Origin of the sequence: Burkholderia sp. MSMB1078WGS (genome assembly GCF_001528895.1) — a bacterium.
Taxonomy (GTDB): domain Bacteria; phylum Pseudomonadota; class Gammaproteobacteria; order Burkholderiales; family Burkholderiaceae; genus Burkholderia.
Map to the genome: position 1 here is coordinate 22,277 of NZ_LPDI01000063.1, position 23,119 is coordinate 45,395.

24 protein-coding genes are annotated in these 23,119 nt (G+C 69.6%); 11 read left to right on the forward strand and 13 right to left on the reverse strand.

Translation table 11 applies throughout. The features are described from left to right. Positions 1–70: 70 nt before the first annotated feature. Entirely contained in the window at positions 71–1,366 is a 1,296-nt protein-coding gene (locus WT24_RS16205) for an aspartate carbamoyltransferase (protein ID WP_059502668.1), read from the reverse strand. A 227-nt stretch (positions 1,367–1,593) separates the two neighbouring features. Here WT24_RS16205 and WT24_RS16210 point away from each other — a divergent pair, with 227 nt between their 5' ends. Beyond that, on the forward strand, positions 1,594–1,728 hold the full coding sequence (locus WT24_RS16210; protein ID WP_034204471.1) for an entericidin A/B family lipoprotein: 135 nt from the start codon (positions 1,594–1,596) through the stop codon (positions 1,726–1,728). Between the two features lie 94 nt (positions 1,729–1,822). Here the strand turns inward: WT24_RS16210 and WT24_RS16215 are convergent, their stop codons facing one another. The 3 genes from WT24_RS16215 to WT24_RS16225 all read right to left on the reverse strand — a co-directional run bounded on the left by WT24_RS16215 (position 1,823) and on the right by WT24_RS16225 (position 4,478). After that, positions 1,823–2,371 carry a hypothetical protein gene (locus WT24_RS16215; RefSeq protein WP_059502670.1) on the reverse strand — a complete coding sequence of 183 codons (549 nt, stop codon included), beginning with the start codon at positions 2,369–2,371 and terminating at the stop codon, positions 1,823–1,825. 198 nt (positions 2,372–2,569) lie between these two features. After that, the gene (locus WT24_RS16220) at positions 2,570–3,502 is read right to left on the reverse strand and encodes a DMT family transporter (protein ID WP_060034887.1); all 933 of its coding nucleotides are present in this window, start codon (positions 3,500–3,502) and stop codon (positions 2,570–2,572) included. 181 nt (positions 3,503–3,683) lie between these two features. Continuing rightward, entirely contained in the window at positions 3,684–4,478 is a 795-nt protein-coding gene (locus WT24_RS16225) for an AraC family transcriptional regulator (protein WP_060034801.1), read from the reverse strand. A gap of 170 nt (positions 4,479–4,648) precedes the next feature. Here WT24_RS16225 and WT24_RS16230 point away from each other — a divergent pair, with 170 nt between their 5' ends. Together WT24_RS16230 and WT24_RS16235 are read left to right on the forward strand one after the other, a co-directional pair. Then, a complete protein-coding gene (locus WT24_RS16230; protein ID WP_060034884.1) occupies positions 4,649–5,482 on the forward strand; it encodes a molybdenum cofactor biosynthesis F family protein in 834 nt (277 codons plus the stop codon). Continuing rightward, positions 5,479–6,288, forward strand: a complete 810-nt coding sequence (locus WT24_RS16235; protein WP_060034804.1) for an SDR family oxidoreductase — start codon at positions 5,479–5,481, stop codon at positions 6,286–6,288. Before WT24_RS16230 ends, WT24_RS16235 begins: the two co-directional genes overlap by 4 nt. A 93-nt stretch (positions 6,289–6,381) precedes the next feature. On the opposite strand, the gene WT24_RS16240 is transcribed toward WT24_RS16235, so the two are convergent. Next, on the reverse strand, positions 6,382–7,059 hold the full coding sequence (locus WT24_RS16240; RefSeq protein ID WP_060034807.1) for a dihydrodipicolinate reductase C-terminal domain-containing protein: 678 nt from the start codon (positions 7,057–7,059) through the stop codon (positions 6,382–6,384). A gap of 325 nt (positions 7,060–7,384) precedes the next feature. On the opposite strand from WT24_RS16240, the gene WT24_RS16245 reads away from it, so the two are divergent. The 4 genes from WT24_RS16245 (at position 7,385) to creD (ending at position 11,857) form a co-directional block, all read left to right on the forward strand. After that, positions 7,385–8,098, forward strand: coding sequence for an SDR family NAD(P)-dependent oxidoreductase (locus WT24_RS16245; RefSeq protein WP_059502678.1), 714 nt, complete (start codon positions 7,385–7,387; stop codon positions 8,096–8,098). Between the two features lie 76 nt (positions 8,099–8,174). Next, positions 8,175–8,888: a two-component system response regulator CreB gene (creB, locus tag WT24_RS16250; RefSeq protein ID WP_060034810.1), complete on the forward strand. Its 714-nt coding sequence runs from the start codon at positions 8,175–8,177 to the stop codon at positions 8,886–8,888. A gap of 14 nt (positions 8,889–8,902) precedes the next feature. Next, positions 8,903–10,363 (forward strand): two-component system sensor histidine kinase CreC, encoded by a 1,461-nt coding sequence (gene creC, locus WT24_RS16255; RefSeq protein ID WP_059789132.1) that lies wholly within the window; start codon positions 8,903–8,905, stop codon positions 10,361–10,363. 105 nt (positions 10,364–10,468) lie between these two features. Further along, positions 10,469–11,857: a cell envelope integrity protein CreD gene (gene creD, locus WT24_RS16260; RefSeq protein ID WP_060034814.1), complete on the forward strand. Its 1,389-nt coding sequence runs from the start codon at positions 10,469–10,471 to the stop codon at positions 11,855–11,857. 78 nt (positions 11,858–11,935) lie between these two features. Here the strand turns inward: creD and WT24_RS16265 are convergent, their stop codons facing one another. Then, on the reverse strand, positions 11,936–12,358 hold the full coding sequence (locus tag WT24_RS16265) for a RidA family protein (protein WP_060034817.1): 423 nt from the start codon (positions 12,356–12,358) through the stop codon (positions 11,936–11,938). 161 nt (positions 12,359–12,519) lie between these two features. Here WT24_RS16265 and WT24_RS16270 point away from each other — a divergent pair, with 161 nt between their 5' ends. Continuing rightward, positions 12,520–12,717: an oxidoreductase-like domain-containing protein gene (locus tag WT24_RS16270; protein WP_059502687.1), complete on the forward strand. Its 198-nt coding sequence runs from the start codon at positions 12,520–12,522 to the stop codon at positions 12,715–12,717. Positions 12,718–12,811: 94 nt separating this feature from the next. Here WT24_RS16270 and WT24_RS16275 read toward each other — a convergent pair whose 3' ends face one another. Next, complete coding sequence (locus tag WT24_RS16275) at positions 12,812–14,269, reverse strand: MFS transporter (RefSeq protein WP_060034820.1); 1,458 nt, start codon at positions 14,267–14,269, stop codon at positions 12,812–12,814. A gap of 142 nt (positions 14,270–14,411) precedes the next feature. Here WT24_RS16275 and WT24_RS16280 point away from each other — a divergent pair, with 142 nt between their 5' ends. Continuing rightward, entirely contained in the window at positions 14,412–15,284 is an 873-nt protein-coding gene (locus WT24_RS16280) for a LysR family transcriptional regulator (protein ID WP_059502813.1), read from the forward strand. Positions 15,285–15,344: 60 nt separating this feature from the next. Then, positions 15,345–15,668 carry a hypothetical protein gene (locus WT24_RS16285; RefSeq protein ID WP_059502692.1) on the forward strand — a complete coding sequence of 108 codons (324 nt, stop codon included), beginning with the start codon at positions 15,345–15,347 and terminating at the stop codon, positions 15,666–15,668. 31 nt (positions 15,669–15,699) lie between these two features. On the opposite strand, the gene WT24_RS16290 is transcribed toward WT24_RS16285, so the two are convergent. Next, complete coding sequence (locus WT24_RS16290) at positions 15,700–16,608, reverse strand: LysR family transcriptional regulator (protein WP_060034823.1); 909 nt, start codon at positions 16,606–16,608, stop codon at positions 15,700–15,702. A 99-nt stretch (positions 16,609–16,707) separates the two neighbouring features. Here WT24_RS16290 and WT24_RS16295 point away from each other — a divergent pair, with 99 nt between their 5' ends. Further along, entirely contained in the window at positions 16,708–17,685 is a 978-nt protein-coding gene (locus tag WT24_RS16295) for an NAD-dependent epimerase/dehydratase family protein (protein WP_060034826.1), read from the forward strand. Between the two features lie 343 nt (positions 17,686–18,028). Here the strand turns inward: WT24_RS16295 and WT24_RS16300 are convergent, their stop codons facing one another. The 5 genes from WT24_RS16300 to WT24_RS16320 form a co-directional block, all read right to left on the reverse strand. Next, positions 18,029–18,730 (reverse strand): DUF2848 domain-containing protein, encoded by a 702-nt coding sequence (locus tag WT24_RS16300; RefSeq protein WP_060034829.1) that lies wholly within the window; start codon positions 18,728–18,730, stop codon positions 18,029–18,031. A 53-nt stretch (positions 18,731–18,783) separates the two neighbouring features. Next, positions 18,784–20,091: an MFS transporter gene (locus tag WT24_RS16305; protein WP_373557238.1), complete on the reverse strand. Its 1,308-nt coding sequence runs from the start codon at positions 20,089–20,091 to the stop codon at positions 18,784–18,786. A gap of 69 nt (positions 20,092–20,160) precedes the next feature. Beyond that, positions 20,161–20,850, reverse strand: a complete 690-nt coding sequence (locus tag WT24_RS16310; RefSeq protein WP_060034837.1) for a DUF4286 family protein — start codon at positions 20,848–20,850, stop codon at positions 20,161–20,163. 98 nt (positions 20,851–20,948) lie between these two features. Next, a complete protein-coding gene (locus WT24_RS16315; RefSeq protein WP_060034840.1) occupies positions 20,949–21,986 on the reverse strand; it encodes a LysR family transcriptional regulator in 1,038 nt (345 codons plus the stop codon). Between the two features lie 100 nt (positions 21,987–22,086). After that, a complete protein-coding gene (locus tag WT24_RS16320; protein ID WP_060034843.1) occupies positions 22,087–22,878 on the reverse strand; it encodes an SDR family NAD(P)-dependent oxidoreductase in 792 nt (263 codons plus the stop codon). Positions 22,879–23,119 lie beyond the last annotated feature (241 nt).

Sequence of the window (23,119 nt, forward strand, 5' to 3'; positions counted from 1 at the left end):
CGTGTCGAATCGGGCAAGCGTGCCCGCTGCCCCGGGCAATGGCAGGCGGGCACGACACTCCGGTGCGGCGTCAGTCGATTCCGTGAAACACCGCATCCTCCGGCCCGAGGTATGCCGGCGGGCGCCACGTCGCGTCGCGCATCGAATGCTGGACGAGATTCTCGACGCCGAGCAATACCGCGAAGATCGCCATTCGCACCGGAATGCCGTTGTCGGTCTGCCGGAAGATCGCGAGACGCGGGTCGCGGTTCAGGTCGACCGACAGGTCGTTCGCGCCCGGCCGGCTGTCGCGCGGCAGCGGGTGCATGATCAGCGTGTCGGGCTTGCACACCGAGTCGACGAGCGCCTGGTTGATCTGGAAATCCGGCGTGTAGCCTTCGAACGACTCGTCGGTGAAGCGCTCCTTCTGGATCCGCGTCGCATAGACGACATCCGCGCCGCGCAGGCCGGCCGCGAGGTCGGTCGTCTGCTCGACCACATGGCCATTCGTCGAGATCTGGTCGACGATGTACGCCGGCATTTCGAGCGTCGGCGGCGACACGAGCGTGAACTTCAGCCCGCGGTACAGCGCGAGCAACTTGACGAGCGAGTGCACGGTGCGGCCGTACTTCAGGTCGCCGACCAGCGCGATGTGGGCGCCGTCGACGATCTTGCCGAGCCGCGAAAACTCGCGCTGGATCGTATAGAGGTCGAGCAGCGCCTGGCTCGGGTGCTCGCCGGGGCCGTCGCCGCCGTTGATCACCGGCAGGTTGGTCGCACGCGCGAATTCGGCCACCGAGCCTTTTTCCGGATGGCGGATCACGAGCGCGTCGACGTAGCCGGCCATCACGCGGCTCGTGTCGTAGATCGATTCGCCCTTGGCCATCGACGAGAACGTGAAGCCCGTCGTATCGCACACCGAGCCGCCGAGCCGGCAGAAGGCCGCGCCGAACGACACGCGCGTGCGCGTGCTGGCTTCGAAGAACAGGTTGCCGAGCACGGCGCCTTCGAGCACCCGCGAAATCTTGTGGCGTCGCGCGATGGGCTGCATGACATCGGCCACGCGGAACAGCGCCTCGACCGAATCCCGTGAGAACTGGTCGACCGAGATCAATTGCGGCTTGCCTTCGAACAGGAATTGCTTCGCGAGCCCTTGTTTGTCTACGCTTTGCGTATAGTTCTCGCCGTCGGGCGCCGAGCGTTCGACGATTTCCGACACGAAACGCTCGACGATCTCCGGCATGCCGCGCGATTCCTGCGAATCGTCCGGAAGCAGCCAGGTATCCAGTGCGCGCCGGCTGACGCCGATGCGATTCGCGAATGCCTCGCGGGTCATGTTGAGGCGGCGCATCGCGTCGCGGAGGAAGGCTTGCTGGGGAACGGTCATCGGCGGCTCCTGGTGGAAAATATACGCGATGCGTATATTAGTTGGTGCCGCGATGAAGTCAAGAAAAATCTGCGAGCGCGCGGGGTGTGGCGCGCAGGACACTCGGCGAGGCCGCACCGGCGCGCGTCTCCGTATAATCAGGTCAGGCCCCGTGTCCGGCAGCGTGCCGGGCGCCACGCCACAAACGATTCGCCCGGTCGGGCTTGTTGATTCGAAGGAGAATGAGAATGACGCGTACGATTGCTGCAATGCTGCTGGTGGTGACCGCCGCGCTCGCCGGTTGCAACACGGTCGCAGGCATGGGCCAGGATATTTCGAAGGGTGGCCAGGCGATCAGCGATTCGGCTGAAAAGGCGAAGTAAGCCGATCGGTTCCGGAATGCAGAAGGCGCCGGGCCTTTCCGCGATGGCGGGAAGGCCCGGCGCCTTTTTTGCGCCCGACGCGACGTCGGTGGCGTCAGGCGCGTTCCACGAACGCGTAGCGGCCTTCGACCTTGCGCGGCGTGAACCAGCCGTAGTCGGGGAACAGCCGGTTGCGGACGAACCACACGTAACCGACGAGCACGACCGTGATCGCGAGGCTCGGCAGCGCGGACGCCGGATCGCGCCCGAGATCGGCAACGGTCTTCGGCATCTGCAGCAGCGACAGCAGGATGAACGCGTGATACGCGCCGACACGATGGGTCGCAAATCCCCAGATGAACAGCAACGACAGCGGCACGGTCAACGCAAGGAAGACGGTGACGAGCACGCCGCCGGCGCCGGACGCGAAGAAGTAGTACGCAAGCATCAGGCTAATGACCAACTGGGCGACGCCGAGGCCGATCAGGATCCGGATGTGCACCTTGTTCTTGCGGCAGCGTTCGGGATCCGGGCGCGACGCGATCAGGTGCGCGAGCACGCGATCCTTGAGCCCCTGTCCGGACAGTTCGGCCAGCGCGTCGGCCTTCCTCGTTCCCGCGGATAGCAGCACCGCGATTCTTGTTTTGGCTTCCTTCCTGTTCATTGCGTGGGGATTGTCGTTCGAGGGTTGTCAAAGGGTCGGGCCACGCGAATATTGCATCTTGCGCAGTCGCGCGCAACGGTTTTGCGGTGCGCGGACACATTCCTACAGCGCCGGTTACGTCGCGGAAAGGCGGGAATCGGCGGGCGATGCGGCGGAGGAGGCCGCCGCCGTTTCCGCGGGACGCGCGATGAACGCGAGTCAGTCGGTGGCGGTCTGCGCTGCGAGCGTCCCGCGTGATTCGACGGGCGGCCTGCGCCGTCGCGTCGCGCCGACGAGCATGCCGGCGACGACGAGCGCGATGCCGGCGACACGCGTGCCGGTCAGCGTTTCGCCGAACAGCGCGACCGCGAACAGCACGGCCGAAACCGGCGCGACCGCCGTGAACAGGGCCGCCTCGGTGCCGCTCGTGCGCGCCGAGCCCGCATACCAGCACAGGTAGCCGAGCACGGTCGGAATCAACGCGTAGTACGCGATCGCCGACACGGCGCCGACGGTCCAACTGCTCGCCAGCGCATGCCATTCGAACGCGGCCGGCACGAGTGCGAGCACGAAGCCGAGGCCCGACATCGCGGTGGAAAGCGCGAGCGGCGGCAACGGCGCGGCGAGCCGCCGGTTGAGCAAGATGAAGACCGCTTCGCATGCGACGGCCGCCAGCACCAGCGCATCGCCGGCAAGCGTCTGGAGCGACGGCATCGCGTGGCCCGGCGCGAACGTGACGAACAGCACGCCGGCCGTGGCGAGCGCGGCGGCCAGCCAGTCGCGCGGCGTCTGCCGTTCGCGCAGCACGACGGCCGCGATCAGCGTCGACATGGCCGGCAGCGTGCCGAGCATCACGCCCGCATCGAGCGGCGACGACAGCTTCGTGCCGCTGATCAGCAGCACCGTATAGCCGACGCCGCCCGCCGCGGCCTGGATCACGAGCAGCACGGCGTCGCGTGCGCAAATGCGCGGCCAGCGCAAGCGCTGCGCGTGCATCAGCGCGAACAGCAGCGGGGTCGCGATCAGGAAGCGCAGCGCGGTGGCCGCGAACGGCGGCAGGCCGCCGGCCGCGAGACGGCTCGCGACGACGGTGCTGCCGACGCCGGCCATCGCGGCGGCGAGATAGAGATAGCCGATCAGTCGTGTCTTCATGTGCCGCATCGTCGCGTCCCGCGCAGGGTGCGTCTTGAACGAAATTGCAGCACGGAGAGGTGTCGATGCGGTGTGCCGTCGATGTGGACGGGCGCAATGGGGCGCGGCTGCCGTCGACGCGGCAATCGCCTGCGAATGCAGTGCGCCCGGCGGCCTCGAACTGCGCGGGCGACAGCGTGGCTCAACCCGCCTGCATGAACCGCCCCGGCGTGATCCCGAACTGGCGCGCGAACGCGCGCGTCAGGTGGCTCTGATCGGCGAAGCCGGCCTCGGCTGCGGCATCGGCGATCGGCAGGCCGCCGGCCAGCAGCGCACGCGCGAGCCGCGTGCGCTGCTGAACCAGGTATGCATGTGGCGTAATGCCGAGCTCGCGCGCGAAGCCGCGCAACAGCTGGAAGCGGCTGACGCCGCTCAGGTCGGCCAGCTCGGCGAGCGACACGGGTGCGCCCGGCGCTGCGTCGAGCCGCTCGCGGGCGACGCGGACCGCCGGCGCGACGCCCGCCGCCGGCAGCGTGCGGTTGGCGTGCCGGGCGAGCAAACCGGCGACGAGCATCACGAGCGCTTCGTCGCGGGCCAGCGGCTGGGTTTCGCCTGCGACGATGCGTGCATGCAGCCGGCCGACCGCGGCCGTGAGCCGCGCGTCGCGCACGGCCGGGTGCGCGAGCTCGACGCCGCCGAGGCCTTCTTCCGCCGCGACGCCCGCGACCAGCGCAGGGGCGAGGTACAGCATCCGCCAGCGCCGGCCGGTGCCGGCCTCGAGCGGCAAGCCGTCGTGCATCTCGCCGGGGTTGACCATGATCGCGTCGCCGGCCAGCGCGTCGACTTGCCCGCGGCCGCTCCACGACCGGTGCGCACCGCTGACGATCACGCCGACCCCGAATTCGTCGTGCGCGTGGCGCGGAAACGCGCGATCGGATTCGAGGCTGATTGCCTCGATGCCTTCGTCGCTGCGTCGGTAATGGATGACACGGTGCATGTGCGCTCCTCGCGCCGGTCGCGGCGCGGATCACGTGCACTTTAGCGCGTTCCGGCGCCGCGCGCCCTTCATCCTTTTGGCGGATACCGCGCGGCGCGCGCAGCCCGCACCATGTGCGCATGAGCAGCGTACACGGCCCGCCGGGCCTGAAGCTGCGCGGGAGACGGCAGGTGGAACGACAGGATCCGGTATTCATTCAGGTGGGCGCGCTCGCGGACGGCTTCGCGCCGGAAGCGAACGTCCTCGCACCCGTCGACGCGCTCGTCGGGCGGACGCTGGCGCTCGGCGACGCATCGGGCGTGTGGCGCGTCCATACGTTCGAGCCGGGCGCACTGCAATGGCGCGATGCGGCGACCGATACCGGCGGCCGCGCACCGTGCCGCGTGACGCGGCTGCGCGACGGCCTGTACTTCGTCGACTACATCGATGCCACCGCACGCGCGACATCGGTGAGCCTCGTGATCGATCTCGACACCGGCGTGTGGACGTCGGTCGTCGGTACGCTGCCCACGGAAGCCGACACGCGCATCGATGCGTTTACGCGCGTCGCGCGCGGGCTGCCGCTGACGGCCGTCGATGCGCAATTCCGGCACGGCACGCTCGGCGGCCACACCCGGCCGGGGCCGCTGCATGCGCCCACGCGCGAGCTGATCGGCAAGCGGACGATGTACCGCTACAGCCCGACCGAATGCTACGAGCACATCTACCTGAACGAGAATTTCTACGCGTGGCAGTGCCTGCAGGGCGTCGAAGGCGGGCTGGCCGACGTCGACCGCTGTCATTACTTCAGGATCGCGGACGAGCTGTATCTGTTCGTGTGGCGCGAAAAGGTGGTGCCGACGCTCGGCGTCGTGCTGATCGATCTCGCGCAGTGCAAGACCGACGGCAAGATCTTCGGCTATCAGGGCGGCGATTTCGGCACGCTGTCGAATTTCCCGATCGGCGCTTACGCGCAGGTACTGAACGAAACCGTGCACCCGCTCGGCGGCGAGGGGCAGCGATGACTGCCATGCTGGGCAGCGGCCGCGTGCGTGCGGACTTCAGCGGGCGTGTCGTGCTCGTCACGGGCGCCGCGCAAGGAATCGGCGCGGCGATCGCCCGCCGTTTCGCGGAATCCGACGCGTTCGTCGCGCTCGCCGATCTGAATGGCGACGCGGCAGGCGCGCAGGCCGACGCGCTGGTCAGCGCGGGCGGCGACGCACGCGCGTATCGGGTCGATGCCGCGAGTCGGGACGAGCTGGGTGCGCTCGTTGCGGCAGTCGAGCGCGACGGCGGCCGGCTCGATGTCGTCCTCCACAATGCCGCGTATTTTCCGTTGATGCCGTTCGCGCGGATCGACGAACCGACGCTCGACCGCACGCTGTCGGTCAACCTGTCGGCGCTGTTCTGGCTCGCGCAGGCCGCGTTGCCGGCGTTCGAGCGCGCGGGGGCCGGGCGGCTGCTCGTCACGTCGTCGGTGACGGGGCCGCGCGTCGCCTATCCGGGGCTTGCGCATTACGCGGCGTCGAAGGCCGGCGTGAACGGTTTCATTCGGGCGGCGGCACTGGAGCTGGCGCGCCGCAACGTGACGGTCAACGGCGTCGAACCGGGGATGATCCGCACGCCGGCGGCCGGCAATCTCGGCGATGCGGCGGTCGCGGCGCAAATCGCGCGCGACATTCCGCTGGCACGGATGGGCGAGCCGGAGGACGTCGCGAACGCGATGCTGTTTCTCGCATCGGCCGACGCGGCGTACATCACCGGGCAGACGATCGTCGTGGACGGCGGGGCGACCTTGCCGGAGAGCGGGGCGGTGCTGGGGGACGGGTAGCGGCGAGCCAGCGAGGGCGGCGGTTGTGGCGAGGCCGTGCCGGCATCGGCGTGCGGCCCGCGCGATGCGCGGCCGTGCCGGCCGCCGCCGCGACTACAGCCAGCCGTTGCGGATGAATTCGACGATCGAATAGCGACGTTGCTCGAGATCGTGTTGCCGGACGGCCTCGACGATGCGCGATACGCCGTCCGCATAGGGCGTCGCACCGGATACGCGCGATTCGAACTGCAGGCTGCATGCGCCGTCGTCGATGCGTATCCGGTGAACGGCATGGCGGCCGAGCTGATCGTCGGGAATGCCGAATTCGCTGCGCTGCACGGCCGGGTCGCGCACGGAGCGGATGGCTGCCGGCTGCACGCCGAGTGACTGGGCGATACCGACGGCCGTGCCGGGGACGGACGTCTTGCCGGCCTGATGCGACTCGGTCACGCTGATTGCGCAGTCGCGAAACAGGTGGCCGCTGGTTTCCAGCATGCTCATGAACTTGAGCATCAGGATGTTCGTGTTCGGACACAGCACGACCGGAAAGCCGTACGTCCCGGTTTCGAGGTTGGAGCCGGTCGACAACTCGACGAGCGGCGACGCGGTGGCCTGGCAGAACGCGATCGCCGCGGCGAGTTCGCGGCCGGAGCCGGCATGGACGACGATCGACCGGGCGTCGGTTCGCGTGCCGTCCGACCACGGCATCACGCGGCAGGTGGCCGGGTCGAGCTTGTGCGAGCCGAGCAGCTCGTGGGCGAGCTTGCCGGTTCCGATGACGAGTACTTGCATGGGATTGACGGGTTGAGGTTCGGGATGCGGGTCGGCGGCGACACGGGCCGCCGGGCCGGGCGGCCCGGCAGCCGTGCCGCGCGCCGCGCGTGGCGGGCATCGCGCATTATGCCCGGCCGTCCGGCAGCGCGCTCGTCGGGCTTCGCCGGCGGTGCATGGACTGGATCCGTCTCGCGATGCCGCCGCCGCGCCGGCGCCCGACAATCACGGCGAAACGACGGGCGAACCGCATCTCCGCACCCTCGTCGCCGTGCGCACGAACGCGTGAACGGCGCTACGCTGTCGGCATTTCATCCAATCACCCTCGATCCAGGAGAACACATCGATGGAACACGACCTGAAAGGCAAGGCAGTCGCGATCACCGGCGGCTTCGGTCATCTGGGCGTCGCGACGGCCGCGTGGCTCGGCGAGCGCGGCGCACGCGTCGCGCTGATCGGCCGCGGCGCGGCCCCGGCGGCGCAGGCGCTGCCCGGCGTGCCGGCCGATGCGCTGCGCATCGGCGGCATCGATCTCGTCGATCCGCAGGCCGCCGCGCAGGCGCTCGAAACGGTCAACCGCGAATTCGGCCGGGTCGACGCGCTGCTGAACATCGCCGGCGCATTCGCGTGGCAGACGATCGCCGACGGCGATGCTGCCACGTGGGACCGCATGTACGAACTGAACGTGAAGACGGCGCTGAACGCGTCGAAGGCCGCGCTGCCGTACCTGGTGGCGAGCCGGGCCGGCCGCATCGTCAACATCGGCGCGGGCGCGGCATTCAAGGCCGGCGCGGGGATGGGCGCGTATGCGGCCGCGAAGGCGGGTGTCGCGCGGCTCACCGAGGCGCTGGCGGCGGAACTGCTCGATCGCGGCGTGACCGTGAACGCGCTGCTGCCGAGCATCATCGACACGCCGCCGAACCGCAAGGACATGCCCGACGCCGACTTCTCGCGCTGGGTGCGGCCGGAACAGCTCGCGGCGACGATCGGATTCCTGCTGTCGGACGACGCGCAGGCGATCACCGGTGCGTCGATTCCGGTGAGCGGGCGCGTCGCGTAGCGCGCCGAGGAGGGGCTCGCCGGGGCCGGCCGTGCGTACAATGTCGCACCGGATTGCGCGACCCGAACCCGAGACCATGACTCAGCCCACCATCCTGATCGTCGAAGACGAACAGGCGATCGCGGACACGATCGTCTACGCCCTCGGCACCGACGGCATGCGGACCGTCCACTGCACGCTCGGGCAGGCGGCGCTCGACCGCCTGCGCGACACGCGTGTCGATCTCGTGGTGCTCGACGTCGGCCTGCCGGACCTCAGCGGCTTCGAGGTATGCCGGCGGCTGCGCACGTTCACCGATATTCCGGTGATTTTCCTGACCGCGCGGCACGACGAGATCGACCGCATCGTCGGGCTCGAGATCGGCGCCGACGATTACGTCGTCAAGCCGTTTTCGCCGCGCGAGCTGGCCGCGCGGGTGCGCGTGATCCTGCGCCGCTTCCATCGGGCGGCCACGCCGGAACCGGCGCCCGCATCCGCGCCGGCGGACGCGTCTGCACCGGTCGCCCCCGGCTTCGCGCTCGACGCCGACGGCGCGCGCGTGTCGTGGCTCGGCCACGCGCTGGACCTCACGCGCTACGAATTCGGGCTGCTGGCGCTGCTGGTCCGGCATCCGGGGCGCATCTATTCGCGCGAACAACTGATGGATCTCGTGTGGCGCGAGGCGCTCGATTCGACCGATCGCACGGTCGACACGCACATCAAGACGCTGCGCGCGAAGCTGCGTGCGATCGATCCCGAGCGCGACCCGATCCGCACGCACCGCGGAATGGGTTATTCGCTGCAACCGTAACGACCGGCACCGCCATGCATATCGGCCTGCGCATCTTCTTCGGCTTTTTCCTGATCGTCGGTCTGGCCGCGCTGATCACGCTGCGCGTGTTCGTGCAGGAGGTGAAGCCCGGCGTGCGCGAAGCGATGGAGGACACGCTCGTCGATACCGCGCAGGTGCTGGCGACGCTGGCCGCCGACGACATGGCGAACGGGCATATCGCCGACGGCGCGTTCGCGCGGCAGCTCGGGAAACTGCACGAGCGCCCGGTCAGCGCGAACGTGTGGGGCATCCAGAAGAACGCGATCGGCTACCGTCTCTACATCACCGACGCGCACGGCATCGTGCGCTACGACTCGGCCGGCAGCGCGGTCGGGCAGGACTATTCGCGCTGGAACGACGTGTACCGGACGCTGCGCGGCGAATACGGCGCGCGCAGCACGCGCAGCGATCCGAACGACGACGGCAGCACCGTGATGCACGTGGCGGCGCCGATCCGGCGCGGCAGCGAGATCATCGGCGTGCTGACGATCGCGAAGCCGAACCAGACGGTCGCGCCGTTCATCGCGCGCAGCCAGCGCAAGATCATGCTGTACGGCGCGTTGCTGATGGGCGGCGCGATCCTGATCGGCGCCGCGTGCACGTGGTGGCTGGTGCTCGGGTTGCGGCGCCTGCAGCGCTATGCGCGCGCGATCGCGGCCGGCGAGCGCGCGTCGATGCCGCTGCAGGGCGCGAACGAGCTGGCCGAGCTCGGACGCGCGGTGGAAAGCATGCATCAGCGGCTGGAAGACCGGCAGTACGTCGAAACCTACATCCATACGCTCACGCACGAGATGAAAAGCCCGCTGGCCGCGATCAGCGGCGCGGCCGAGCTGCTGCAGGAAGACATGCCGGTCGCGAACCGCCGGCGTTTCACCGAGAACATCCGCCGTCAGGCCGGCCGCCTCGAACAGATGATCCGCAAGCTGCTCGCGCTGGCCGAGGTCGAGCAGAAGCAGCGCCTGTCGGTGCACGAGCCGGTCGCGCTGCGGCCGGTGCTCGAACAGCTCGTCGACGATATCGAGCCGCGCGCGCGGCAGCGCGGCGTGAGCCTGCACATCGATGCGAACGATGCGGCCGACGGGGGCGGTGCGGCGGTCGTCGACGGCGATCCGTTCCTGCTGCGGCAGGCGCTCGGCAACCTGCTCGACAACGCGCTGGATTTCGCGCCGCAGGGCAGCACGATCCGGATCGCGCTCGAGCGGCGGCCGGCGGGCAGGGCGCACGTCGCGGTCGTGCGCGTTGCGGACGACGGCCCCGGTGTGCCCGACTATGCGCTGTCGCGCGTGTTCGAACGTTTCTATTCGCTGCCGCGCCCCGATGGGCAGGATCGCAGCACGGGCCTCGGGCTGTGTTTCGTGCGCGAAGTCGCGATGCTGCACCGTGGCCAGGTCGCGCTCGCGAACCGTGCGGAAGGCGGCGCATGCGCGACGCTCACGTTGCCGTCGGCGGGCTGACCGCGCGCTTCACACCCGCCACACATTCACTTCACGCCGGCTTCAATCGCCCTTCACCGGGGCCGCTCATGCTGACCGTACCTTCCACTCCGGTACCTGCCAGCAATGAATCGAGTCCTGTTGTTCAAGTCCATGATCACCGCGCTTCTCGCGCTGGCGATCCTGATCCCGCTGCAGATGGTCCAGAGCATCGTGCGGGAACGCGCCGACTATCGGCAAAGCGCGCTGCAGAGCATCTGGGCGAGCTACGCGGGGCCGCAGACGGTGACGGGGCCGGTGCTCGTCGTCCGTTACACGGAAGTCACGCGCGTGAGCGAAGACGTACGCGCCGGCGGCACGGCGAAAACCACCCTGAAAAGCGAGGCGAAGCGGCTGCTCGTGTTCCCGAAGACGCTGAAGGTCGACGGCACGCTGTCGGTCAGCGTGCGCTATCGCGGCATTCACAAGGCGCTCGTGTACGGGCTCGACAGCCGGATGACGGGCACGCTGCCGCTGCCGGACCTGAAGAAGCTGCCGCAAGCCGACGGCCACGTGAGCTTCAAGGTCGACGACGCCTATGTCGCGCTCGGCATTGGCGACCTTCGCGGGCTGAAGGCGCAGCCCGACCTGCGCATCGGCGGCAAGCGGATCGACGTGGAGCAGGGTACGCGCCTCGACGGCCTGCGCCAGGGCGTGCATGCGAACGTCGATCTCGCGGCGCTGGCGCAGGCAAATGCCGGGGCGACGGTCGTGCCGTTCAGCATCGGCCTGCCGCTCGCGGGCGCGGAATCGGTCGCGTTCGCGCCGGTGGGCGACCAGAACGACTTTTCGCTGAAATCGACGTGGCCGCATCCGAGCTTCGGCGGCGAATTCCTGCCGGCGGAGCGCACGATCGATGCGCGCGGCTTCGTCAGTAACTGGCACGTGACGTCGTTCAACACGAAGGCGCGCGAGCAGGTGGCGTCCGGCAACGGCGACGGCGGGATCGAGATGGCGTCGGTATCGGTGATCGAACCCGTGAACGTCTATCTGCAGGCCGAACGCGCGACGAAGTACGGTGCGCTGTTCGTGATGCTCACGTTCGCGAGCTTCTTCATGTACGAGCTCGTGAAGCGGCTGCGCATTCACCCGATCCAGTACACGCTGGTCGGCCTGTCGCTCGCGCTGTTCTTCCTGCTGCTGCTGAGCCTGTCCGAGCACATTGCGTTCGGCTATGCGTATCTCGCGGCGAGCGGCGCATGCATCGGGCTGCTCGGCTTCTACCTGTCGTTCGTGCTGCACAGCGTGAAGCGCGGCGCGACGTTCACCGCGCTGCTGGCGATGCTGTACGCGGCGCTCTACGGGCTGCTGCTGTCGGAGGACAATGCGCTGATGCTCGGTTCGCTGCTGCTGTTCGCGATTCTCGCCGGCATCATGACGCTCACGCGCCGCGTCGACTGGTATTCGCTCGGCGCCGCGTGGCAGCCGCTGGCCGACAAGCCGGCGGCGCTGAAGCCGGGCGCGCCCGCGAAGTAGGCTAGCGGGGTGCAAGCAAGCGCGCGCCGGTCGGCAAAGCCTCGACCGGCGCGCGTTTTCACGCGGGCCCGATGCTCTTCACGCATGCGACAGCGGACGACGAAACCGCGCCAGCGGAATCTCGGCGATGGCCGCGATCTCGATCAGCAGGTCGGGATGGTAGAGCCGCTCGACCTGGACGGTCGTCGTCACCGGATAGGGTTCGGCGAAGTAGGCGTTGCGGATGTCGCCCGCCTGCATGAATGCGTCGATGTCGGCGGCGTAATGGACGAGCGAGATCACGTCGCGCATTTGCCCGCCCAGTGCGGCCAGCACGTCGCGGATGTTCTCGAGCGTCTGGCGAACCTGGGCGCGCATGTCGCCGGCACCGACGACATGCCCGTCGCGGTCGAGCGCGATCTGTCCCTTCAGATGCACGATCCGGCCGTCGCCCTGGATCACGGCCATCGAGAACGCGCCGAACGGCGCCCAGACTTCCGGTGGATTCACGGCTTCGGCCATCGCGCAGCTCCTGTGGGGCGGAATGAGGCGACCGCAGCGGCGTGCCGCACCCGGCGATCGCGCCATGGCGGATGCGTTCATCGTCGATCCGCCCGGCCCGCCGAACGCGGCGGCGGCCCGGATCGCCCTATACTGACCACTCCACATTACCGGAACACGCCGTGCCGAACCAAGTTTCCGGAGATTCGTCCGTCGACGATCCCCGTCCGACCCCACCCGTGCAACCCGAACTGGAAGACTGCTGCAACAGCGGCTGCTCGCCGTGCGTCTTCGACCTGTATGACGAAGCGCTCGCACGCTATCGCGTCGAGCTGGCCGAATGGGAGGCGCGGCACGCGCAGCGCGAGCCTCACCGATGAACCGGAGGCCGGCGAGGTGCCGCGCCGCACCTGTCTCGCGCCTGTTGTCCGGTCCGCGTCGGGCTGACGATGTCGTTTCGTCGCGTGCTCCGTGTCACGCATCCGCATGCAGCCGCCGATGCAGCGGCCCCAGCGCCATCGACAGCGCAATGCAGACCAGCAACACGACCGTCAGCGTGAACATCGACGCCCTGAACCCCTGCACGTAATCGAGCGCGGCCGGATGCACGTCGAGCCGCGCGAAGAACACGCCGCCGATCGTCGCGGCGCCGACCGCCGCGCCGATCTGCAGCATCGCGCTGACCATTCCCGACGCAACACCGGCGCGGGCCGCATCGACTTCCGCGAGCACGATCCGCACGACCGACGGCAGCACGAGCCCTTGCCCGATGCCGATCGCCGCGATGCCCGCATAGAAGCCGGGCCCCGGCGCGCCGTCGCGGGCGAGCGCGGCGGCGCTCGCGACGCCGGCCGCGAGCATCGCGAAGCCGAGCGTGAGCACGCGATACCCGCCGAAGCGGGCGACGAGGCGCGGCATCAGCAGCGGGCTCGCGAGGAAGCCGAGCCCGAGCGGCAGGATCGCGAACCCGGACGCGAGCGGCGACCAGTTCAGGCAGCCCTGCAGATAGATCCCGTAGCTCAAGAAGAACGCGCTCAGCATGTAGAACAGGAACGCGAGCAGCAGCCCGAGCGCGACGACCGGGTTGCGGAACAGGCGCACGTCGAGCAGCGGATCGTGGCCGCGCGCGAGCCGGCGCGCTTCGACCGTCAGCAGCGCGCCGAGCATCGGCAGCGCGCCGACGCCGCACACGATCATCCACAGCGGCCAGCCGGCTTCGCGACCGTGCGTGAGCGGGTACACGAGCATCAGCAGGAACAGCGACATCAGCACCGTGCCCGGCACGTCGATGCGCTGGCCGCGCGGCGCGCGGTTTTCCGGGATGAAGCGCCAACTGCCGATCAACGCCAGGATGCCGATCGGCAGATTGACGAGGAAGATCGCGCGCCAGCCGAGCCCGAACGGATGCAGGCTGATCAGTGCGCCGCCGCCGAGTTGGCCGATCACGGCCGCGAGGCCGAACGCGAACCCGTAGAAGCCCATCACGCGCACCTGCTCCTGCGGGCTGAACACGCTGCGGATCGTCGCGAGCACCTGCGGCGCGAGGATCGCGGCGAACAGGCCCTGCAGCACGCGGCCGCCGACGAGCACCGTGCCGTTGCCGGCGAGCCCGCACAGCGTCGACGCGAACACGAAGCCGGCCATGCCGATCATGAACATGCGTTTGCGTCCGTACAGGTCGCCGAGACGCCCGCCGGTGATCTGGACGACCGCGTTCGCGCACGCATAGGCCGATACGACGAGTTGCAACTCGGCCTGGCGTGCGCCGATGCCGTCGCGAATGGCCGGGAGCGCGAGGTTCACGATGAAGTAGTCGAGCGGCGGCAGAATGGCGCCGACCAGCAAGACCACGAGCGCCCAGCCGTGGTGACTGCGTGGCGTCGCGGCAGCCGCGCCGGCCGGCGCGCAGGAAGCAAGGGTGTTGTTCGTCATGAAGGATCCGAAAAATTAGGGGCCTGATGGGTAATGGGCCCAGGCAGGCCGTTGCCCCATTATTCTGGGTATCGCCAATGGTTCGGAAAAGCGGGAAAGAGTGGTAGCATCCATCGGGTTAATCGATGGATGAGGAATGACGATGCGCGGTTTCGATCTGGATCAGTTGCGCACTTTCGCGGCGGTCGCGGATGCCGGCAGCCTGACCGCCGCCGCGCCGTTGCTGCACCTGTCGCAATCGACGGTCAGCGAGCAGGTGCGCAAGCTCGAATCGCGCGCCGGCGTGCCGCTGTTCGTGCGCAGCAAGCGCGGCGTCGAGCCGACGCCGGCCGGCTCGCGGCTGCTGCAGCATGCGCGCCGCATCGTCGCGTTGAACGAGGCGGCGTTCGACGAGTTGCGCGGGCAGGCGATCAAGGGCGAACTGCGCGTCGCGATCACCGACTATTACCGCACGAATGAAGTGGCGGGCATGCTGGCGCGGCTGCGCGAGTGCTACCCGCAGTTGAGCCTGCACGTGAGCGCGATGAAGAGCGCGGATATCGAGGCGGCGCACGCGCGCGGGCAGATCGACCTCGGCGTCGTGATGAACATGTCGAGCGGGCCGTTCCGGCCGGCGTCGGCCGACACGCGCTGGGTGCTGCGGCGCGAGCCGCTGTCGTGGGTCGCGTCGCCCGCGCTCGCCGAACAGTTGCCCGAACCGCTGCCGCTGGTGCTGCTGCCGGACGACTGCATGATGCATCAGGTCGCGGTGCGCTCGCTCGACGAACGGCACACGCCGTACGTGCTCGTGCACAGCGCGTCGGGTGTCGCGGGCTTGCAGTCGATGCTCGCGGCGGGGCTCGGGGTCGGCTGCCTGTGCGCGTCGGCGATCGGCGACGGCCTGATGCGGCTCGGCACGAAATACCGGCTGCCGCCTTTGCCCGACGCGGTGTTTTCGCTGACGCCGCCGTTGCCGGGCGAGCGCGAGACCGTCACCCAGGCGCGCGAGGTGCTGTCGCGTCAGCTGCTGATGTAACACCATGCCGCGCGTCGCGCGGCGGCGCGTCACCGACGGGCGCGCCAGGGGGCTACGGGCATGAACGACGACGAACTGAAGAACCAGATGGCCGCGAAGCTGGAGCATGCGCTGGAGCGCGTGGTCGACGAGCGCTCGCTGGTCCACTTCCTGCGGGTGCTCTGCCATGACTGGCGCACGGAGCGGCAGCTCGAGGCCGATGCGCCGCTGTCGCCGTATGCCCACGCGGCGCTCGGCTGGGAAAACCGTTCGATCGGCGAATACCTGGAAGCGATGATCGACTGGGCCGAGGCGTCGGAAGAGGGGTTGGGCTGCTACGCCATGCCCGACAATCCGTGGCGGCGCATCGCCGACATCCTGTTCGCCGGGAAAACCCACGAATGACGCGGCTCGCGCGATTCACGCACGCCGCTTTCTACTCGGCGACTTCATCGTCCGCGTCCGCATATGCACGCAACCCGTTGGCCAGTGCATCGAACACGGCCCGGCAGCGCGGGCTCGTCCGCAGGTCTTCGTGCATCACGACCCAGGTTTCCAGCCGCATCGCGGGCCCGTTCGGCAGCACGCGCACGAGCCGCGCGTCGCGTTTCGCGAGCGCCGTCTGGCAGAAGCCGATCCCGTAGCCGGCGCGGATCATCGCAAGCTGTGCGAGGTTGCTGTCGGTGCGCAGCGCGAACGCGTCGCGCTTCCACATCGGCATGCCGCGCCCCGCGGAGCGGATGAACGGCGTGACCGTATCGAAGCCGATCAGCGCATGATGCGCGAGCGCGTCGATCGTCGCGGGCGCGCCGTGGTGCGCCAGGTAATCGTCGCGCGCATACAGCCCGACCTCGATTTCGCCGACGCGCCGCGCGACGAGCGCATCCTGCGCGGGCGGCGCCATCCGGACCGCGATATCGGCCTCGCGCTTCAGCACGTCCTGGATGCGGTCGGTCGGCACCAGTTCGATCACGAGCCCCGGATGGTCGCGCCGCAATTGCGCGAGCATCGGCGGCAGCACCTCGACGGCGATCACGTCGCTGGCCGAAATCCGCACGATGCCGCGCACGCCGGCGCCGTGGCTGGCCGCCGCACGCTCGAACGCGGCCGCCGCGCTGCGCAGCGCCTCCGCATGGCCGCGCAGCGCGAGCGCGGCTTCGGTCGGCAGCAGGCCAGACGGCGAGCGCGTGAACAGCGTCTGGCCGAACGCCGCTTCGAGCGCCGCGACATGGCGGCCGGCCGTCGGCTGCGTGATGCCGAGCGCGCGCGCCGCGCCGGACAGCGAGCCTTCCGTCAGCACCGCGAGGAAGGTGCGGTAGCGTTCCCAGTTCAGATCGGTGGTCATGCATAAATGTATAGCCGATCAGTCTGGTTAGGCAATTCCTTGATAGCCGGCTGCGCGCCAGAATGCGTGTCGTGATGGTTTCATTCAAGGGGAGCGGCAATGGCGAAGAACGCAGGCGGGACGCAACGGCTGGCACTCGTGCTCGGCGCGAGCGGCGGAATCGGCGGGGAAGTCGCGCGGCAGTTGCGCGATGCGGGCTGGCAGGTACGTGCGCTCAAGCGCGGGCTCGCTGCCGAGGCCGTGGAGCGCGACGGCCTCGCGTGGGTGCGCGGCGACGCGCTGGATCGCGATGCGGTGGTGCGCGCCGCACGCGGTTGCAGGGTGATCGTGCATGCGGTGAACCCACCCGGATACCGGAACTGGGCCACGCAGGTGTTGCCGATGATCGACAACACGATCGCGGCGGCCCGGGCCGCGCAGGCGACCGTCGTGCTGCCGGGCACGGTCTACAACTTCGGCGCCGATGCGTTTCCGGTGCTGCGGGAAGATGCGCCGCAGCATCCGGCGACCCGCAAGGGCGCGATCCGCGTCGAGCTGGAGCGGCGGCTGCAGGACGCCAGCACGCGCGGCGTGCGGGCAATCGTCGTGCGCGCCGGCGATTTCTTCGGGCCGCAGCTCGGCAACAGCTGGTTTTCCCAGGGGTTGGTCAAGCCCGGGCGGCCCGTCGCGGCCATCCGCGTGCCGAGCCGCGGCGTCGGCCATCAGTGGTCGTATGTGCCGGACGTGGCCCGCGTGATGGTCGAGCTGATCGAGCGGCGCGAGACGCTGGAGCCGTTCGCGCGATTTCATCTGGGCGGGCATTGGGATGAAGACGGCATGCAGATGGCGCAGGCCGTGCAACGCGTCGCGCAGCGGCACGGCATGCGGCCGGCGCTGCGCGATTTCCCGTGGTGGCTCGTGTGGGTAGCCGCGCCGTTCGTCACGACGCTGCGCGAATTGCTCGAGATGCGTTACCTGTGGCGCGAACCGGTCCGGATGGACAACGCGCGCGTGACCGCGGTGCTCGGCCGCGAGCCGGTGACGCCGCTCGATACCGCGGTGGAGGCGACGCTGGCGGGGCTCGGGTGTCTCGGGTGAACAAGGGCGGGCTGCGCCCGTGCACGGAAACGCGTCACGGCGAACCGGAGAACGCACGGGGCCACAATTCTCCACATACCCGCGTGCGTCCGATGCGCATCATGTCGGTCAGTACCGATAAGGCGAGAACGGGGGCGCGATGGGGTATTGCGGATGGAAAATGTCGGTTGCGGGGGCAATCGTGTTCGCACTGAGCGGGTGTGCGAACCTGGCCGGTGTGCTGTACTGCGGCAACTCGCAGTTCAACTTTCCGGACTACCATTGCTTCGAGTCGTACAGGTAGGAACGGGCGCGACGACTGAACACCGTCGTGCCCGTGTTCCGTGCGATGTTCCGCTTGCCGTTACGCCACGACCGGCAACACCTCGACTGCATACCGGTGTCGCAAGCTGCGTCCGAGCACCGGATCGTGCAACTCCATCTCGAATGCGTCGCCGTCGTCCATCGCCGCGATCGCGCCGTGCACGGCGACCGTGCCGCCGTACATCGCGCAGCGTGCGGGCATCGTGCGGCGATCGTCGAACCGCTGCCACAGCACGTCGGGCGCGAGCAGGCCGCTGACCGCGCCGTGCTGGTACGCCACCCGTTCGCCATCGCGCGCAATCAGCCACGAACGCATCTCGAGCGTATCCCAGTGATCGGCGACATCCGCATAACGCCACGCGTCGCGGCCGAGCGGCTTCGCGCACACCTGCTTCGACACGGCGACGCCGTACGCTTCGACTTCGCGATCCGTGTGATCGGAGCCGACCGTGACCAGCGTGCCGGCCGGGCTGTCGACCAGCACGCATTCGATTTCGCCGCCGGAGCGCGCGCCGAGCACGCCGATCGACGGCGCCTGCGTGAGCAGCGCGGACGACACGCGATAGAAGCACGGCGTGGTCGACGGCGGTGCGACGCCGAGCGCCGCGAGTTCATCGATGTGCGCGCGGATCGCGGCCGGGTCGCGGCCGGCCCAGCCGGCGATCACGACGCGTTCGACGTCGACGTCGACGGCGGCTGGCGTGCCTTGCGGAGAAATCACGTTGAACGACAGGGTTGGCATGCGGCTATCCGTTTGAAGTGCGAAGGAACGAATCGGGGGGGGGACGGCTGCGCTCAATCCTCGAGCGGCCGGTGCGCGGTCTCGCGCGCGGCGACGAGTGCGAGCGACGTGACGACGAGCGCGGCGGCGACGTACAGCGACACGGCCGTCGTCGTGCCCGTCTGCCGGAACAACGTGGCGATCACGAGCGGCGCGAAGCCGCCGCCGACGATGCCGGCGAGCGTGTACGCGAGCGACGCGCCGGCATAACGCACGCGCGTCGGGAACTGTTCGGTCACGAACGCGCCTTGCGGGCCGTACATCACTGCATGGATCACGAGGCCGATCGCGACGGCCGCGACGATCGCCGCGGGGCGCGCCGAATCGAGCAGCGCGAAGAACGCGAACGCCCACACGATGCCGGCGAGCGCGCCGGCGAGATACACGGGCCGGCGGCCGAAGCGGTCCGACAGCGCACCGAAGAACGGCACCGCGAGCGCGTTGCAGGCCGTGCCGATCATCACGGCCGTCAGCGCGACGGGGCGTGACAGGTGCAGCACGGTCGTCACGTAGGTCAGCGTGAACACGACGATCAGCGCATACAGCACGTCCGAGCCGATCCGCGAGCCGCCCGCGATCAGCAGGCGCTTCCAGTGGTACTTCAGCACGTCGGCGACGGGCACGTCGGCGGTCGCGTGCGATTCGGCGAGCTGCTCGAACTGCGGCGTTTCGTCGACGCCGCGCCGCAGCCAGAATCCGAACACGACCAGCAGTGCGCTGGCCGCGAACGGCAGGCGCCAGCCCCACGACAGGAACGTGTCGGACGTGGTGGACAGCGTGACGAGCGCGATGCAGCCGGTGCCGAGCAGCGTGCCGAACGACGGGCCGATCTGCGTCCACGAGGCGGACAGCCCGCGCCGTTTCTGGTCGCCGTGCTCGACCGAGAGCAGCACCGCGCCGGCCCATTCGCCGCCGAGCGCGACGCCCTGCACGAAACGCAGCGCGACGAGCAGGATCGGGCTCAGGATGCCGGCCTGCGCGTAGGTCGGCAGCGCGCCCATCAGCGCGGTCGTCACGCCCATCAGCACGAGCGTGAGCATCAGCACCGCGCGGCGGCCGATGCGGTCGCCGAGGTTGCCGAACACGAAGCCGCCGAGCGGACGCGACACGTAGCCGACCGCATAGGTCGAGAACGCGAGGATCGTGCCGGCCAGCGGATCGACCGACGGAAAGAACAGATGGTTGAAAACGAGCGCGGCGAGCGTGTTGTAGATCGTGAAGTCGTACCACTCGAGCGACGTGCCGATCATGCTCGCGGTCGCGAGTCGGCTGTTGCGGACACGGCGGGGCGCGTGGGCGGCGGGCTGGACGAGAGTGCTCATGGTATCGGGCAGGTCGTGACGGATGACGGGATGAAGCGCGGGGCCGGCGTGGGCGTCGGCGTCGAGCGTTCAGGCAGGCAGGGCGGCAGCGGCGGCCGCGTCGGCTTCGGTGTCGCGTCGCCGGGCAGGCAGCGGCGCGGCGGCGCGCCACAGCAGGTCGAAGGTGCGCACGTCGTCGTGCCCGGCGAGCGTCGCCGCCACGCGACGCGTGGCCGCCGCGTTGCTGCCTTCGATCAGCACGAGCGCATCGGCGGCCGGGCGGGCGGCCGCCGCGGCGCCGATCGGCGCGGACAGGTCCGGCGACGTGCGGAAGAGCCGCGCGGCGTGGATGCCCGGTTCGTGCAGCGCGGCGTCGAAGCGCTCGCGCAGGTGCGGCACGTCGATGCGGTCCGGCGGCAACACGAACAGCGCGAGATGCGCGCCTTCGCCGTCACCGGCCTCGATCGTCAGCTCGCCGACGCGCCGCTGCGTGCCCGTCATGCGCTCGAAGTTCGCCAGCGACCACGCGGTCTGCTGCGTGAACGCGCGCCGGTACGCGTCGCCGCGGAATACGTCGAGCGCGTCCGTCACGTACAGCGCGAGGTATCGGCGCGGGCCGCCGTCGGTCGCCCGAAACCGTCGCGCATGCGTGAAGCCGGGAATCGCGACACGCTCCTGCATGTGCTCGCGGTCGTACCACGCGTTGAAATCGGCTTCGTGCGTGGGGTCGATATCCGTCCAGACGCAAAGCTGGCCGTGCGGAAGGGAAAGGCGGGTCATCGCGGGGGGCCTCGTGACGGGGTGTCAGGAACCTCAGTGTCCCGAAGGCGGGCCGCGCCCGTCCAACAAGAAAACAAATTCGCGGTGAACAGGTTTTCTTATGAGCGGCGCGGGCGGCGTTTCGCGGCGGGTGTGGCAGGCGATGCGGCCTTCGCCGTGCGCTTCGTTTTCGCCGACGTGTTCGTCTTCGTCCCGGTTGCCTTGCGCGTGGGCGCTGCGTCGACGCGATCGGGGGCGGCCGGCTTCGCGAGGTTCGCGGCGGCCGCCGTCGGGCGCGCGACTTCGCTCGCGAGTTCCGCGATGCGCGCGGCGACCGGCAGCCCCTGGCTGCGGTACGTCGCGACGAGCGGCAGCGCCGGGAACTCGGGCTCGACGTCGAGCAGTTCGAGCGTGCCTTCGTGCAGTTCGCGCCCGATGATCGCGGGCGGCAGCGCGGCCACGCCGAAGCCGTCCGCGACGAGGCGGATCATCGCGGCGACCGACGTGATGCAGTTGATGCTGGCCGGCCGTTCGACGGCTGCGAACAGCCGCTCGATCGTCGCGTGCGGCCCCGAGTGGCGCGAGAAGCTGATGATCGGAAACCCGGCCAAGCGCGCGACGTCGAGCGGCTGGCCGCCGAGCCCGAGGCGCGGGCTCGCGGCCCAGCGCACCGGGAATTCGCACAGCGGCAGGTTCGTGAAGTCCGGCCCCGGCATCGGGTCGGTCTGCAGAATCAGGTCGACGCCGTCGGTGCTGAGCAGGCGGATCAGATGCAGCGTCGTGTCGCTGGTGATCTCGACGTCGAGGCGCGGATAGCGCTCGCGCAGTTGCGCCATCAGCGCGGGGAACCAGCTGTGCACGATCGATTCGATCACGCCGATCCGGATCAGGCCCGCATCGCTCGCCGCGTCGATGTCGCGCCGCATTTCGCCGTCGAGCCGCACGATCCGCTCCGCGTAGGCCAGCATGCGCCGGCCCGCGGGAGTGAGCGTGGCCGAGCGCGTGTTGCGGTCGAACAGGCGCACGTCGAACGCCTCCTCGAGCGATGCGATGCGGCTCGACACGGCGGCCTGCGTCGTGTGCAGTTTCTCGGCCGTGAGCCGGAAGTTTTCTAGCTTCGCGAGCCAGACGAAGGTTTCCAGAAACCGGATGTTCATCGCATTCCGAACGGTGAGGCGGTGCCGCGCCAGGCGGCGGATCCGGACGATGTTAATGGATTCGGGCGCGGGCCGGCGCGTGCGACGCCTTCCGGTGGCGTCAAAGCCGGTCGAACGCGAGCGTCGGCACGTCGACGCTCGTCGCGCCCCCGTCCGCGACGAGCGTCGCGCCGGTCACGAACGATGCGTCCGGCGACGCCAGGAATGCGCAGACGGCCGCGATCTCGTCGGGTTCGGCCGCGCGCCGCAGCGGCACGTCGGCGCTGACGCGGGCGTACGCCTCGTCGAGCGAATCGCCGTGCGCGGCCATCAGCGGTGCCATTTCCGCATCGGCCATCGGCGTGCGGACCCAACCGGGGCAGACGGCGTTCGCCCGCACGCCGTGCGGGCCGTAGTCGCGTGCGAGCGATCGCGCCAGCCCGAGCAGCGCGTGCTTGCCGACCGTGTAGCCGCATACGCCCGGCCCGGCCGCGAGCGCCGCGATCGACGCGACCAGCACGATATTGCCGCGCTGCGCGATCAGGTCGGGCAGGCACGCGCGCGCGCTGACGAATGCGGTGTCGAGGTTCGCGCGCATCGCGTCGCGCCACTGCGCGTCGTCGGTTTCGTCCGCACGGCCGACACCGTGGCCGCCTGCGCATGCGACGAGCGCATCGACGCGGCCGAAGCGCTCGGCGATGCGCGGCAGGAAGCCGGCCCAGTCGGCGGTGCCGGCGGCGTCGCCCGCGAGCGCGAGGCCGCCCGTTTCGGCAGCCAGCGCGTCGAGGGGGGCCTGGCGGCGCCCGATCAGCACGACGCGGTCGCCGCGATGGGCGAAGCGGCGCGCGCACGCGGCGCCGATGCCGGTGCCTGCGCCGGTGATCGCGATCGTGCGGGCGGGCGGTTGCGTCATGTTGTTCTCCGGAAAAGGGGCGGTCCGGCCACTTTATGCGGCGCGGGCGCGCCCCGGTATCCGCCGAAAGGATGAATGCGGGCTGTCCGGACGGCCGGGCGCGGCGGCCGTCGCGCATTTTGCAAAGGCTGACGATGTTCGCCGCCGAATCGCTCTATCCTCCACATTTTTGCGATAAGCCGCGAAAGCCCGGCAAAATAGCGCGGGCGTGCGCGCGCAGTGGCGCGCGGCGCGTCGGCCG

Excerpts from the sequence above, each read along its gene's own strand:
- WT24_RS16320 (WP_060034843.1), bottom strand. The coding sequence starts at position 22,878 with ATGACGCAACCGCCCGCCCGCACGATCGCGATCACCGGCGCAGGCACC.
- WT24_RS16220 (WP_060034887.1), bottom strand. The coding sequence starts at position 3,502 with ATGAAGACACGACTGATCGGCTATCTCTATCTCGCCGCCGCGATGGCC.
- WT24_RS16245 (WP_059502678.1), top strand. The coding sequence starts at position 7,385 with ATGGAACACGACCTGAAAGGCAAGGCAGTCGCGATCACCGGCGGCTTC.
- WT24_RS16300 (WP_060034829.1), bottom strand. The coding sequence starts at position 18,730 with ATGCCAACCCTGTCGTTCAACGTGATTTCTCCGCAAGGCACGCCAGCC.
- creD (WP_060034814.1), top strand. The coding sequence starts at position 10,469 with ATGAATCGAGTCCTGTTGTTCAAGTCCATGATCACCGCGCTTCTCGCG.
- WT24_RS16295 (WP_060034826.1), top strand. The coding sequence starts at position 16,708 with ATGGCGAAGAACGCAGGCGGGACGCAACGGCTGGCACTCGTGCTCGGC.
- creB (WP_060034810.1), top strand. The coding sequence starts at position 8,175 with ATGACTCAGCCCACCATCCTGATCGTCGAAGACGAACAGGCGATCGCG.
- WT24_RS16280 (WP_059502813.1), top strand. The coding sequence starts at position 14,412 with ATGCGCGGTTTCGATCTGGATCAGTTGCGCACTTTCGCGGCGGTCGCG.
- WT24_RS16215 (WP_059502670.1), bottom strand. The coding sequence starts at position 2,371 with ATGAACAGGAAGGAAGCCAAAACAAGAATCGCGGTGCTGCTATCCGCG.
- WT24_RS16315 (WP_060034840.1), bottom strand. The coding sequence starts at position 21,986 with ATGAACATCCGGTTTCTGGAAACCTTCGTCTGGCTCGCGAAGCTAGAA.
- WT24_RS16240 (WP_060034807.1), bottom strand. The coding sequence starts at position 7,059 with ATGCAAGTACTCGTCATCGGAACCGGCAAGCTCGCCCACGAGCTGCTC.
- creC (WP_059789132.1), top strand. The coding sequence starts at position 8,903 with ATGCATATCGGCCTGCGCATCTTCTTCGGCTTTTTCCTGATCGTCGGT.
- WT24_RS16310 (WP_060034837.1), bottom strand. The coding sequence starts at position 20,850 with ATGACCCGCCTTTCCCTTCCGCACGGCCAGCTTTGCGTCTGGACGGAT.
- WT24_RS16205 (WP_059502668.1), bottom strand. The coding sequence starts at position 1,366 with ATGACCGTTCCCCAGCAAGCCTTCCTCCGCGACGCGATGCGCCGCCTC.
- WT24_RS16290 (WP_060034823.1), bottom strand. The coding sequence starts at position 16,608 with ATGACCACCGATCTGAACTGGGAACGCTACCGCACCTTCCTCGCGGTG.
- WT24_RS16275 (WP_060034820.1), bottom strand. The coding sequence starts at position 14,269 with ATGACGAACAACACCCTTGCTTCCTGCGCGCCGGCCGGCGCGGCTGCC.
- WT24_RS16265 (WP_060034817.1), bottom strand. The coding sequence starts at position 12,358 with ATGGCCGAAGCCGTGAATCCACCGGAAGTCTGGGCGCCGTTCGGCGCG.
- WT24_RS16285 (WP_059502692.1), top strand. The coding sequence starts at position 15,345 with ATGAACGACGACGAACTGAAGAACCAGATGGCCGCGAAGCTGGAGCAT.
- WT24_RS16210 (WP_034204471.1), top strand. The coding sequence starts at position 1,594 with ATGACGCGTACGATTGCTGCAATGCTGCTGGTGGTGACCGCCGCGCTC.
- WT24_RS16235 (WP_060034804.1), top strand. The coding sequence starts at position 5,479 with ATGACTGCCATGCTGGGCAGCGGCCGCGTGCGTGCGGACTTCAGCGGG.
- WT24_RS16305 (WP_373557238.1), bottom strand. The coding sequence starts at position 20,091 with ATGAGCACTCTCGTCCAGCCCGCCGCCCACGCGCCCCGCCGTGTCCGC.
- WT24_RS16225 (WP_060034801.1), bottom strand. The coding sequence starts at position 4,478 with ATGCACCGTGTCATCCATTACCGACGCAGCGACGAAGGCATCGAGGCA.